Source organism: Paenibacillus macquariensis (assembly GCF_900156375.1).
In the GTDB taxonomy this organism is placed as follows: domain Bacteria; phylum Bacillota; class Bacilli; order Paenibacillales; family Paenibacillaceae; genus Paenibacillus_AQ; species Paenibacillus_AQ macquariensis.
Genome location: NZ_FTNK01000004.1, coordinates 410,122 through 422,961, shown reverse-complemented (window position 1 = coordinate 422,961; position 12,840 = coordinate 410,122). Strand labels below are relative to the sequence as shown.

The following is a 12,840-nucleotide window of genomic DNA, read 5'->3' as shown; positions in this document are numbered from 1 at the left end:
GATCATCTCCTGTATCTATGGTTGATTAATGGGTTCCTCTTACTTCGAGAGCCTTGTCCTCGGATGCTTCCTTTTGAAAGGTAGAATTCTTTATCTTCTCGGTCAACTTCTCATGGAATAACTCGGCATCAATCGGTAGGTCTACCCAGTTGTCGGTCCATGAAGATAGATACATCGCATTGGAAAGCGTCAGGCCATGGATGCCTTCTTCACCCGGTGCCAGCAGCGGTTCGTCATGCAGGATCGCTTGGGTAAAATTCCGCAGAATGCCTTTGTGCTGATCGCCGTCGGCCTTCTCCACTGGAATTTCACATTTCCAGCATTCCGGATTTCCGAAACCACCCGTAAACTCAGCGTTGAATTTAGACTCAGGTGTGCGCAGACGCCAGAAGGTCAGAGAGCCGTTCTCTACTACGATTTTCCCGTTGTCACCATTAATCTCGAAACGGTTTGTTCCGGGTGCTTCACCCGTTGTCGTAATGAATAGGCCAGTAGCGCCATTCTCATACTCCACATAAGCGGTTACATCATCTTCAACCTCGATATTCCGGTACTTGCCGAAATGGCAGAATGCACGTACACGCTTGGGCATCATCCCAATCGTCCACTGCCACAGATCGAGCTGGTGCGGGTCCTGATTCAGCAACACGCCTCCGCCTTCTCCACCCCAAGTCGCTCGCCAGCCGCCGGAGTTGTAATAGTTCTGTGTTCTATACCAGTCTGTGATGATCCAGTTCGTGCGGCGAATTTCACCAAGCTCGCCGGATTGAATCAGTTCTCTCAGCTTCTGATAGAGCGGGTTCGTCCGCTGGTTGTACATAATTCCGAATTTGAGCTCGGGATGAGCCGCAGCGGTGTCGTTCATTTCTTGAACAGCCTTGGTGTATACACCAGCAGGCTTCTCGATCAGGACATGATATCCTGCGTTAAGAGCTTCTATGGCAAGCGTAGGGTGATCATAATGTGGTGTCGAAATAAGTACGGCATCTACTGTCTTTTCGGCAAACAGCTCTTCAGGACTGCTGTACCGCTTCACACCTTCCGGCAGATTCACTTCAGCCCATTCCAGACGCTCAGCGCTAATATCGCAAACCGCCGCCAGTTCTGCATCCTTGATCTCACCCAGCAGGCTGATCGCATGCCCGCGGCCCATATTCCCTACTCCAATAATTCCATAACGTACGGCTGTCATAATGGATCACTTCCTTTTTCATAAGTATGACATGAGGATATACCAATTATCGGAAAGTGAACATGTCTGAAATTAAGATTCTTTTGTAAATAATTAAGATGTATTAGATAAATCGATAACATTCGCTATAATGGATATAAAACGCTTTCACTAGGAGTGCTGCCGATGAATCGCCCTTCCCTTCTTACGAGCGGTTTGCTAGAGAATCTGACCGTCAACGTGTCCTATGCTCAGATCAGCACCAAATATCCGGGCTGGAATCGCACCAATGAAACACCGGCTTTTGGCCGGTTCTATTTTATCGACAAAGGTGAGGGAATGGTGACGCTCAACGGAGTCCGCTATTATCCGAAGCCCGGGCAGCTAATGATTATGCCAGCAGGCACCACGCAGACCACTGATACATCACGTGACAATCCGTACACCCGCTATTATTGCCATTTCGATGCCCGTATCGGCGAATGGCCGCTGTTTCATGATGCTGACAAACTATACATCAGCGATGCGTCGGACCAGGACGCCGTACGGAATATGTTTACAGAGATGATTTCCAATTTTCATGAGAATGATTTCTTCTCCAAGATGCGCACCCAGGCCTCACTGATGAACCTCCTGGCATTGTGCCTGGAATCCGGTGGGTATCTGGATTTCATGCAGGAATTCATTCAGACGAACGTCCAGGATAGGCTGGCGGATGTTCTCACTCTTATTGATGAACGCCTGAATTGGCCACTTGAGGTTGAATATTTGGCCGAGATTGTGCACCTGCATCCGAACTATTTCATTCCTTATTTCAAAAAATTCGTGGGGATCCCCCCGATGCAGTATGTTCAGCTCAAACGGATGGAATATGCCAAACGGCTACTGTCCTATTCTGATTCCAGCATCTCTAGCATCGCCGAGCAGGTCGGCATGGAGCTGGCGCATTTCTCCAAGAGCTTCAAGAAGAACACGGGAGTCTCTCCTTCTGCTTACCGGAACAGTACGACATAAACAAGGTAACCCAACTCAAAACAAGGATCGATTCTCTTTGAGAAAAAAACTCAGAGAAACGATCCTTTCTCTTTATTCAGTTGAATATTTGTGATTATGTCCACATCTACATCTGAAAATAATACATTTAATCCATGAGATATTTTCATTACAATTTTCACATTTATTAATCAATTCAATTTGATGAAACGGACAAGCCGTAACATTTACTAAACTCCAAATTTTTCCAATATATTCATGTTCCAATAAACAACGTGGGCATACTTTGGCTTTTATAGAGCTTATATTAGATATATTTATTTTGTTATTGTACAAATAAAAAATGTTGGAGTTATCAATTGCCATGAAAGCAGCACTCAGCACACCGTACGAGAAACTACTTATGAACCCTTTTCCTAGATCCCCAACTACCAATGCATCCTTAATATTCTGAAAAAAGTGAACACCTGTCGGTAGCGCCCATATAAACTCATTAACCTATAAAGCAATATTCTAAAACAAAAAAACCCTTACATAGTAAGGGTTTGAAAGGTAAAATTAAAGGTGGAGCCTAGGGGGATCCTCTCCCCTGACCTCATCGCTGCCAGCGATAGAGATGAGGTAGGTTACAGTATGATATTGTACGAATATCCTTGTTAAATAAGGGTTTATGTTATCAGTTGTATGATCTATTCGGATCCTTTATGATGCTTTGGGGACGACCTTCGTCCCCAAGTCATCCCTATAAATCAATGTCTCAGTTTCCTCACACCACATGTGTGGTTACTGTTCACAACTTTCGCTATACCACCATGCACGATACGAATCTCCATATCGAATACTCTTTTTCATTTCAATAAAAGCCTCAGCTTATCCGGATTCCTAACAAAGTATAGGTTGCAAATCGCATTTCTCTCAACGTGTATCAGCACAACAACTTCGATGCCCTCGCCTGAACGGACAACAAGCCCTGTTTGGCCATTTATATCCGTCATCTCGACATGCACGCCTCCTTCGTAATGAGGAGCCTTACGAATTAGACCGAGAAGGAACCGTGCGACGAGATCGCGCGATTCAATAGGATGGACGGCGGCGAACGCTTTGCCCCCTCCATCAGAGACCAACACGACATCTTCGGCGAGTATGGATACAACCGTGTCCACGTTTCCCAGTTCGAGAGCCTTCAGGAATCGACGGACCCACTCTTCGCTCGCCGCTTCTGAGTGGACCTGCTCATCGAGGGTAATCCCCATCTTTCCTCTCGCACGGCTGAACAGTTTGCGGCAATTCGCTTCACTTTTGTCAACAAGTTCAGCAATATCTGAATATTCAAAGCCGAGCGCTTCACGAAGCACGAACACCGCCCGTTCCGTATGGGATAGCCTTTCAAGCAACACGAGCATAGCGTAAGACAACAGCTCGTCACGAACAACCGCTTCAAACGATTCATCATTGGGAGTAAGAATGGGCTCGGGAAGCCATTGTCCGAAATACAGTTCCCGCCGTTTACGCGCCGATTTGAGTAAATCCCGACAGCGATTAGTCACCATTTTGCACAGATATGCTTTCGGTTCAACCAAACGCTCCAGATCTACGTCATTTATCTTCAGGAATACGTCCTGCACAACATCCTCCGCATCGGAAGCCGACCCGGTCAGTTGGTAGGCAAGCGTAAACAGCAGCCCTTTATACTGCTCATATAACTCTTGCATCTTACCACTTCCAATCTTAGCCTCTAATCCTCTAATTACATTATTATTTTAACAGACTTGGCGTATCCCATGTGAATTTTCTCAGTCGCCAACCCAGCTTTCCCGTAAAAATAATATCTACCCCCCATATACATGTCCATGCCATTCCATGCCCCGGACCTAAGCCAAAGCAGAAAAAGTCTATAAACCCCTTATGCGAGGGTGCAGGGCGCCCTTCAAGATCCGACGACAAAATCTTTCCAAGCCTTGCCGCTTGAGCGGTCGCTTCCTTACACGTCTTCCCGTCCGCCCGTCCGCTAGCAGGGTCTACGATTCGGGCGCAGTCGCCGATACTGTATACACCCTGAGCACCCTGAACCCGATAACTTGCATCTACGATCACGTATCCTTCCGGAGTGACCGGTAACCCGATGTTTCGCAGCATTGGATTGGGTAACAGCCCCAGCGTCCAAACACATAGACCGACGGACATCGTTTCTCCGCTAGATAAGGTTAGCGTTCCCTCTTTCTCCTGTAACACCCTGCTCCCATGTAAGATAGTTACTCCGCAAGCTTCAAGTGAACGTTCCAGTTTAAGTCCTACCTTGACCGGGCCATCCGGGAATAGCCTCTTGTTCGTGTTAAATAGTTTTATCCTCACAGCACCCGGATCAAGTCCCAATTGCTGCGCATCTTCTCGAACGAAATGAGCCAGTTCGGCAGATGTCTCGATGCCGCTTATGCCTGCTCCCGCAACGGCAATGGTCATTAATCTCTGACGCTCTTTCGCGTTGGATTCCTTAACGGCTTTTTGCATATTCGTGCGCCACGCCTCTCTGATCTTCCACGCGGCATCCAAGCTCGCCAATGCCACCCCCCCCTGATCAGGGTCGGGTTGCCGTACGACGCTGCCTACCGTCAAAACGAGAATGTCATATTTCATCGAATTCTCATTTCCTTCGGCATCCTGATAAAGCAGCCTTCTCTTCTCTGATTCGATTTTGGTTACGGTAGCCTGAACGAATTCAACCCCCTCGGGAAACAACCTTGTCAGTGGGACAATTATATCTTCGTTTCCAGCCGCAGGCTTAAAAAGCAAAACTTTGCGAAAGTGATAGGGATTCTTGTCGATTAGAATAAGTCGAAGCGGACGCTGGCTTGCCTCACCCTTAAACGTTTTACGAATCGCATTAACCGCATTAATGCCCGCATATCCTCCGCCAACGATGATGCATATCAATTCTTTCATTGCAACCACTCCTTATTTTGTTTTGCTTATAAAACGAGATAAGGGGTCGTTTTGTGACAACAGCGATATGTTGACGACTGCCGATTATTTGTACTTGAGAATTTCTGCTTCCACCAAAAACTCTTTCCATGTCTAGAAGTTGAAAGAAGCGGACGCTAACACTAAAAGATTTAGCCGTCTCTTGTGATACGGTTCACCTCTTTGTAACTTGAGCAATACTGTCACATCTCATCTACTGTTTCAGAACCATCAATATTAAGCACTCCACATGTGTGGAGTGCTACAACACAATCAAAGCAATAAAAAAAAACGGCATCTCTGCCGTTTCTGATTTAAAGTATGGTGGAGCTAGGCGGAATCGAACCGCCAACTGATCGCTGCCAGCGACCTATTTCCCCCCCCTAAACTATAGCCCCATATTTAATGCTGATATTCAATTGTTTTTGGGTGTGTAACCAACCATACGTGGACTCCCTGCTGAGCTAAGTCCCCGTGATAAATCTTACTGCTGGTATTTAATTCTTTTGGGGTTGTTAAATACCCAACCACGTACTCCCAGTTGGGTGGTTCACTACCCCAAAATCCCTCATGCTTCTTCAATACGCAAAACATCTAACTGTTAATCCACATTGAGCAAGGTTTCACCTAGATTGTTAGGTCTTGTTCGTATGTTCCCAGGTTATAATGACTTTCCCTTGGGTATGTCCTTCTTCTAAGTATCGGATAGCTTCCTTTACTTCACTCGATTTGTAATATCTGTCGATGACCGGTGTTACTTCTCCAGCTTCTAGAAGCTTTTGCATCGTCACAAGATCCCCTTTGCTCCATGTCGCCATAAACATCATCATTTTTTGGCTTACGAACCGTGACAGCAGAATCCCTCTGAGCGAACGAGCCAGTGGCCCAAGCCATCGGCCCTTGCTCTGCGATCCGACGATAACGAGGGTCCCCTTAGGGCTCAGTACACGTCTGCAATTTAAGAGCGAACGGTTTCCTACCGTATCGAAGATTAGATCATAACGACTCTCACTTTGGGTGAAGTCCTCTTGGGTGTAATCGATGACATGATCAGCGCCGATTGATCGAACCATGTTTACATTCCTCGTGCTGCACACGCCGGTCACGTTCGCTCCTAAGGATTTGGCTATCTGCACGGCGAAGGTGCCCACACCACCCGAAGCACCGTTAATCAAGACCTTCTGCCCGGACTGAATCAGTCCTTGATTGCGAAGACCTTGTAGAGCGGTGAAAGACGCGATCGGAACAGCTGCTGCTTGCTCAAATGTCATATTGGCTGGTTTCTTAACTAGCGATCCTTCGGCTGCACATGAATACTCGGCAAAGGCTCCATTGCACACACCGAATACGTCATCTCCCGGTCGAAACTCCTTCACATTCTTGCCCACCGCTTCGATCCGACCTGCTACATCTGTTCCTATAGCATTGTACTTTGGTCTGCGCAGCCCTGTCTGCATGCGCATGATATAGGGCTTGCCTCTCATGAAATGCCAGTCCAATGGGTTAACGGATACCGCATGAATTTTGACCAATACTTCATTGTCCTTGGGAATAGGTTTTTCTATCTCTTTGAGCTGAAGAACATCTGATGAGCCATACTTTGTGTATACAATCGCTTTCATATTATTCCCTCCTAGAATGAATGACCGGTCACGATCATCGGGCAAGTTATAACCCTTTAAGCCACTTACTCAATATGCTAGTAGTATATCTCTGCACGGTTTTGAATTATAGCTACTAAAGTATTGTTTTAGCATAGTGTTGTAGTAATACTAGGAGGGCGGACATTCTATAGATTACAACAAACCTAGCTTACGAGCACGAGCTATAGCTTCGGTGCGCCTTTGAACCTGTAGTTTGCCAAAGATACTCTGATTATGCCCTTTCACCGTACTCAAGGCGAGGAAGAGTCGCTCGCTAATCTCACGATTCGATAGTCCTTGCGCAATAAGGTGCAGTACTTCTAATTCACGCTGACTCAATGGATCGATAAGGTGATTGGCAGACTGGACTAGGCGCGGATTAGATTGGACTTCACTTTTCAGTTCCTCTGCTCTCATCTCAGCCAGCAACTTGCTTAAATAGTCTGGCATATCTCCATATGTAGCTGCTTCGCACAATAATCTATTCATTGCATTACCTTCGTCAATAAAAACTCTAATGAAACCGCCAGACTCAGCCTTTGTCAGAACGTCTGCCAGTATTTGCATCGCCTTTAACTTTTCACCATGCGCATGCAGTGCAACTGCTTGTAGAATGAATACCTTGAGCCGTTCATCTTCCCATCCCTTTGCTTCAATCTGCTCCTTCATTGGATCCAGCACTGCAAGTGCTGCGGACGTTTCCCCTTGTGCAAGATATACCCGAGCCTCGCTGATGGGAAGATCATACTTTTGCGTTCTATCTGCGGCTTCAGTCAGCTTGCCCTGACGAAGTAACAAAAGTACATGTATGGCAGCGATTTTGGGTACCAGCAACACAAAATTATGTTTTCGAGCTAAATGATCCGCTTGAGCCAATATAGCGGATGCCCCGCTCGTCTCTCCCCGAATCATCTTCAGTCTTGCTAGAAACAATTCTCCTTCAACGGCTCTATCCATATGTTCAAACCGTTTCGCTAGTTGGACACTCTGTTCTCCATGTAGCAAAGCAGCATCCAAGTCGTTCCATTCATAATAAATATGGGCTAAGCCCTGATGCGCTTCGCAAGCAACCAGCAAGGGAAGATCACCTGTCATATTCAGAACTCGCCAATAGGTCTCAAACGCAGTATAAAGCTGGTTTTCCGCTTCTTGTATGTTTCCTAAACCGAGTGTTGCCATAATGGTTATCATGACATGCCCGATCTTCTGACTGGCCGATAATGCCTCGGTATACGACTTACCGGCTTTAGTACGATCCCCCTGAAGCTGGTAAGCATAACCCATTGTCCAGAGGGTGGCTGTTCGAACGGGCAGGTTGTCTGGGTTCAAATATTCCAATGCACGACGTGACTCGGCAAAAATGACTTCTGCTTGATTATTGCTGACAGCCAGCGTGGCACGTATGGCGGCAATATGTCCGATAAGGTCCTTCGTCTTTTCTTCTTGCTTGACACCCAGCAGGGCTGTCTCAGCTGCTTGTAGTTTCTGTTCAACACCGATCAATTTGCCTACCATCAGTAACGCGGAGGCAAAAATCACCCATAGCGATGGCCATGCATTAAGTTCCTCGTGTGATAAGGAATCCAGCCAATTCACTACCGGGAACACCTCTCCACGAAAATGTAAGGGCATCTCTTTTCCTTCTATTATTCGAGCGGCGCGCCCGATATCCTTCGCGACAGCGGCATGGTGAAAAGCTTCAATCCCCAGTCCATTGTCTTCATGCCAGATGCTGGCGCGTATATGTAAATTAGTTACACCCCTTACTTTATCGTTTATATTTGAGCTCATGCTCTGGTACAGTCGATTTCGCAGCAATTCAGCAAACAGATGGTGATAGCGGTACCAACCCCGCTCCTTGTCCAGCGGGATTATAAATAGGTTGGCGCGTTCGAGATACTCCAAGATTTCTTGCCCAGAAGTAGAAGGGACAATAGGCTCCACGACTCCATTATGGAGAATGGCATCACAAAGAGGGCCACACAACCTATCGAGGATGGAGGTGCGCAGCAAGAAAGTCTGAATGCATTCAGATTGTTGTTGGATTACTTCATCAACCAAATAGTCTAGTACGTAATGGTGACTGCCAGTGAAAGATTTAATGAAGCTATTTGGATCTTTATGCCCCTGCATGGAAAGTGCCGCTAATTGCAGACCCGCAATCCAGCCTTCTGTGCGAGATTCAAGCAAAGTGATGTTTTCGGATGAAAGGTTTAGCCCCATTACCCTGCTTAGAAATTCGGCCGTTTCGTTGAAGGTAAAGCTCAAGTCGGCTGTACGCACTTCGGTTAGTTGGTCTCTGACACGCAATCTAGCCAAGGGTAGACGGGGAACTTCTCGGGTGACAATGACCAGATGCATCTGTGGCGGCATATGCTCGAGCAATAAGGAGATAGCATTGTCAATCGGCAAAGCATCTATAGCATGATAATCGTCTAGGACGAGTATGAAATGATACGAAATGGAGGTTATTTCATTGAGCAAGGCAGTTATTATCAATTCAACCGGTAACGATTGAGCGGAGTGGATCAAACCTAACAACCCTTCTCCAATATTCGCCGCAATCGTCTGTAGAGCGGTAATGAAGTATCTCAGAAAGCGGACAGGATCATTATCTGCTTCCTCCAGTGACAGCCATGCGACCGGTTGCGAGCACACGGCGAGCCATTCCCTGACGAGCGAAGTTTTTCCATAGCCTGCGGAAGCCACGACGAGAGTTAACTTACGGTGCATCCAATCATTCAGATGCTCAATTAGGCGGGGGCGTAAGACGACATTAGAACGAGGCTCAGGGATATATAGTTTAGTAGATAAAATTGAATTAGACATCATAACCACCGTTCTGCACTGTCAATCGCGCGTTTTGAATATTTATTATTAGGTTCGACGTTTTAATTGATTTTACCTTTTACATACTTAGTCAGCATTTCAGTGAATTATGGATAACCCCCGCCTTTTAGGGTGCAAACCATGGTTGCGCTTCCGAAAACTCTAGATCAACACTCGATTCAACACTTAATCAATTGCTTGTTGGATGATCCAGTCTGACGCCTTTACCATCGGGTTTGGGGTTTTAATCCTTATGACCAGCCGAATAAAGACTGACGTGTTTTTTGTATCCCATTCATAGTTTTGGGAATAGAAGGACATAATTAATAAGTTGACATAACAAAAAAAACGGCATCTCTGCCGTCTGGTTTAAGATATTGGTGGAGACTAGCGGGATCGAACCGCTGACCTCTTGCATGCCATGCAAGCGCTCTCCCAGCTGAGCTAAGCCCCCGTGATAAATTTTTATACTGGTTATTCAATTCTTTGGGGTAGTATAACCAACCACTACTTTACCCCACATTTATCCATTACACTATCATCCTTACTGCGAGCGACAAGACAATAAAATTTTTCCCGTGCCCCCACCTAATTCGAAGAGTTCGTGAGCGGCCTTAGCGTCGGACAAAGGGAATATCTGCTGTATAACAGGTTGAATAGCTCCTTTAGCGAGAAGCTGAAATAAAATGTTCAAATCTTCTTTAAGCCAAACGCGTTTTGAATTTCTAGTTACGGCAATGCTGTAAAAAATGCTTCGCTTGCCATCTGGCACTAATTTATAAGACATCAGTCGCATGAAACTTGATAGAACAAAAGGTTTGGATTCCGCATTTTGAAATCCGTATCCGATCAGCCGTCCGCCTTTACGCAATACTTGGTAGGATCTCTTATAATTATTGCCGCCAATTGGGTCGAATACAGCATCGATACCTTTCGGAAATCGTGATCGGATTTCCTCTACAAAATCTGTGTTCCTATAGTCGATAGGCGTGGCATGCAGACTGGAAATGAAGGGGTGCCGGGACTGGGATGCCGTACCGAGCATCTCCAAATCGGAGAGTTTGCCGAGCTGAAGTAAAGCTGTTCCAACACCTCCTGCAGCGCCGTGAACCAATACTTTTTCACCTTTCTGCACTTTCGCGTACCGATGAAGCATTTGATAGGCAGTCGAATAGTTAAGCGCGATACAAGCGGCCTCTTCCGGCTTTATGCCTTCAGGCAGCGGAACCAATTCATCGTGCTTGATACAAATATATTCCGAGTAACCTCCGATGACGGTTAATGCAGCTACAAGCTGGTCTGCGCGCACCGAGGTAACACCACTTCCAACTTCTTTTACAACCCCGACGATTTCAAAGCCAGGCGTCACTGGAAGCTTCTGAAAAGGGGGTGTCAGGACACCCTTTCTTATCATAATGTCGCCATGAGCAACCCCTGTTACGAGAACCTGGACCAAGACTTCATTGGATTTAGGCGCGGGAACGTCTTCTTTCAGCATATGAAGGACTTCAGGGCCGCCATATCGGTCGAACACGATGCGTCTGTTGCTCAACATCAAGCTTCAACTCCTTTGAGATTCTATCGCTTCTATTAGGCTCTTAATAACTTGCAGGACATCAGGTATACTGGAGCTCAAGCTATAAAATCGCTCTTTGCCTTTGTGGACACAATCGACAAGATGGGCTTGCCGTAAAATCTTTAAGTGATGGGATATGGCAGGTCGGGAAATCTCCATTCGTTCGGTGATTTGCGTTACGTTCAAACTTGTCAGTTCAATAAGAAGAGCGATAATTTGTTGGCGGTTCACGTCTCCCAACGCTTGGAATATCAAGGTGCTTTGGGTGAACTTATCTAGGATCAGTTTGTTGTCGCAATTATGATGCTTCATGAAACACTCCTTATGTTTAAATTTTTAAACATGTAAACATAATGGTATTTTATTCCTTTTAAATTGAGAATGCAATAGAAATAATTAGCTACATCCTAGCAGCGATGAGGTCAGGGGTTCGGTCCGCGCGGACGGAGTAAATGTAAAGACTACATGTGTAAGCATCACGGAGGAGCACGGCGTCTGAATCACCGCTAAAATCCTCGTTGAGTAGGCTTCGTCAGCTATTGAATAAGGATTTGGACATCCCAAGATGGGAAGACGAGCATGTGCGAGTTGTAATCCCCCTATGCTCCGTATCTTAAAAATCCTTTAAACACAAGAACTTTATAATGATCGCAATCCTCCATCGTCAATAAACGAAGTTGAGATCATTGGATTTACACTTATACCTCTTCACAGTCATAGTTACGTTATCCACGAATGGTTCTTTCAAGCTTTAGGGTTATATATGAATATTTGATTCGCCTTCTTTAAGACTGCACAAGACAAAAAAGCTACTTCCGAAGAAGTAGCTTTTTTGTCTTGTGTAACCTAGGATGAGTTTCACACTTAAGCTCACATAATAATTAGATCATCCTAGTCCATACCATGTTCTTTACGGATCTGGTACAAGCCTTGAAGTAGTAGCTCTGATGGGTCACGATTCAATTGCAAATGTGTGAATAATAGATGTAATGGGAACGCGCACACGTTATTTCCTTCTTTGATCGCAGGGAATCCCGCTTCGAAGATCGGACCGTATTCTTGGTTCCAACCTAGACCCGCATGTACTTCTTCCGGAGCAAATTCCTCACGTACTTCTTGAATACATTTAGGAACTAACACGTTGTCAATGATTGCTTTCGCATCATCTTCGCTTGAGGCTGGTTCTGGAAGTGTCTTGCCTCCCTTAATCTTCATCAACTCATAGAAGAAAGAAGCCATCCAAATTGCTGGATCATTACCTGACTGGAATCTTGCAACCATTTCTCGAAGGAAGAAACCACAAGAATATACATCGTTCGAATCATCCTTCACATGATACACAAAAATAGGACCATAAGCATCCAGATTCAGCACTTGTCCTTGGACTTCGTTAAAGTGCTGTTTCAAAGACACGATGCCATTATGGTGGACAGCTTTTAGAAGCTCAACCATGTTTTCTTCAGACATCGTTTCTTGATTATTGTTTTCTTCTTCGCTGGTTGTCTCATTGTTCATTTTCATATTCATATTTATATTCACCCCACTTTCTATCATACCATTCAGTAGCTTGAACGGAAATAATAGAAATAAACAATATTATTACCATGATTTTTATGAGAAATAGCATCACCGCTGCTTAGTTAATAATGCTGCTGGAGCAATAGCCTAGG

Annotated in this window: 9 protein-coding genes and 2 tRNA genes; 1 reads left to right on the top strand and 10 read right to left on the bottom strand. The window is 45.6% G+C overall.

The window, feature by feature from the left end; genetic code table 11:
* Positions 1–25 precede the first annotated feature (25 nt).
* Positions 26–1,192: a Gfo/Idh/MocA family protein gene (locus BW961_RS10500; protein WP_068584965.1), complete on the bottom strand. Its 1,167-nt coding sequence runs from the start codon at positions 1,190–1,192 to the stop codon at positions 26–28.
* A 165-nt stretch (positions 1,193–1,357) separates the two neighbouring features.
* Between BW961_RS10500 and BW961_RS10495 the strand changes: the two genes are divergently transcribed.
* Positions 1,358–2,185 carry a helix-turn-helix domain-containing protein gene (locus tag BW961_RS10495; RefSeq protein WP_068584968.1) on the top strand — a complete coding sequence of 276 codons (828 nt, stop codon included), beginning with the start codon at positions 1,358–1,360 and terminating at the stop codon, positions 2,183–2,185.
* Between the two features lie 827 nt (positions 2,186–3,012).
* Here the strand turns inward: BW961_RS10495 and BW961_RS10485 are convergent.
* The 9 genes from BW961_RS10485 to BW961_RS10445 all read right to left on the bottom strand — a co-directional run bounded on the left by BW961_RS10485 (position 3,013) and on the right by BW961_RS10445 (position 12,697).
* A complete protein-coding gene (locus BW961_RS10485) occupies positions 3,013–3,876 on the bottom strand; it encodes an RNA polymerase sigma-70 factor (RefSeq protein WP_068584970.1) in 864 nt (287 codons plus the stop codon).
* Positions 3,877–3,919: 43 nt separating this feature from the next.
* A complete protein-coding gene (locus BW961_RS10480; protein ID WP_068584971.1) occupies positions 3,920–5,104 on the bottom strand; it encodes an NAD(P)/FAD-dependent oxidoreductase in 1,185 nt (394 codons plus the stop codon).
* Positions 5,105–5,444: 340 nt separating this feature from the next.
* Positions 5,445–5,520, bottom strand: a tRNA-Ala gene (locus BW961_RS10475).
* Between the two features lie 237 nt (positions 5,521–5,757).
* Positions 5,758–6,744 carry an NAD(P)-dependent alcohol dehydrogenase gene (locus tag BW961_RS10470; RefSeq protein WP_068584975.1) on the bottom strand — a complete coding sequence of 329 codons (987 nt, stop codon included), beginning with the start codon at positions 6,742–6,744 and terminating at the stop codon, positions 5,758–5,760.
* 174 nt (positions 6,745–6,918) lie between these two features.
* Complete coding sequence (locus tag BW961_RS10465) at positions 6,919–9,594, bottom strand: winged helix-turn-helix domain-containing protein (protein ID WP_068584978.1); 2,676 nt, start codon at positions 9,592–9,594, stop codon at positions 6,919–6,921.
* A gap of 378 nt (positions 9,595–9,972) precedes the next feature.
* A tRNA-Ala gene (locus BW961_RS10460) sits at positions 9,973–10,048 on the bottom strand.
* Between the two features lie 90 nt (positions 10,049–10,138).
* Positions 10,139–11,149, bottom strand: a complete 1,011-nt coding sequence (locus BW961_RS10455) for a medium chain dehydrogenase/reductase family protein (protein ID WP_211269762.1) — start codon at positions 11,147–11,149, stop codon at positions 10,139–10,141.
* Positions 11,150–11,155: 6 nt separating this feature from the next.
* Complete coding sequence (locus tag BW961_RS10450; protein WP_068584981.1) at positions 11,156–11,482, bottom strand: ArsR/SmtB family transcription factor; 327 nt, start codon at positions 11,480–11,482, stop codon at positions 11,156–11,158.
* 579 nt (positions 11,483–12,061) lie between these two features.
* Positions 12,062–12,697, bottom strand: a complete 636-nt coding sequence (locus BW961_RS10445; protein ID WP_244555925.1) for a hypothetical protein — start codon at positions 12,695–12,697, stop codon at positions 12,062–12,064.
* Positions 12,698–12,840: the final 143 nt, after the last annotated feature.

Excerpts from the sequence above, each read along its gene's own strand:
- BW961_RS10470 (WP_068584975.1), bottom strand. The coding sequence starts at position 6,744 with ATGAAAGCGATTGTATACACAAAGTATGGCTCATCAGATGTTCTTCAG.
- BW961_RS10465 (WP_068584978.1), bottom strand. The coding sequence starts at position 9,594 with ATGTCTAATTCAATTTTATCTACTAAACTATATATCCCTGAGCCTCGT.
- BW961_RS10500 (WP_068584965.1), bottom strand. The coding sequence starts at position 1,192 with ATGACAGCCGTACGTTATGGAATTATTGGAGTAGGGAATATGGGCCGC.
- BW961_RS10450 (WP_068584981.1), bottom strand. The coding sequence starts at position 11,482 with ATGAAGCATCATAATTGCGACAACAAACTGATCCTAGATAAGTTCACC.
- BW961_RS10495 (WP_068584968.1), top strand. The coding sequence starts at position 1,358 with ATGAATCGCCCTTCCCTTCTTACGAGCGGTTTGCTAGAGAATCTGACC.
- BW961_RS10485 (WP_068584970.1), bottom strand. The coding sequence starts at position 3,876 with ATGCAAGAGTTATATGAGCAGTATAAAGGGCTGCTGTTTACGCTTGCC.
- BW961_RS10445 (WP_244555925.1), bottom strand. The coding sequence starts at position 12,697 with ATGAATATGAAAATGAACAATGAGACAACCAGCGAAGAAGAAAACAAT.
- BW961_RS10455 (WP_211269762.1), bottom strand. The coding sequence starts at position 11,149 with ATGTTGAGCAACAGACGCATCGTGTTCGACCGATATGGCGGCCCTGAA.
- BW961_RS10480 (WP_068584971.1), bottom strand. The coding sequence starts at position 5,104 with ATGAAAGAATTGATATGCATCATCGTTGGCGGAGGATATGCGGGCATT.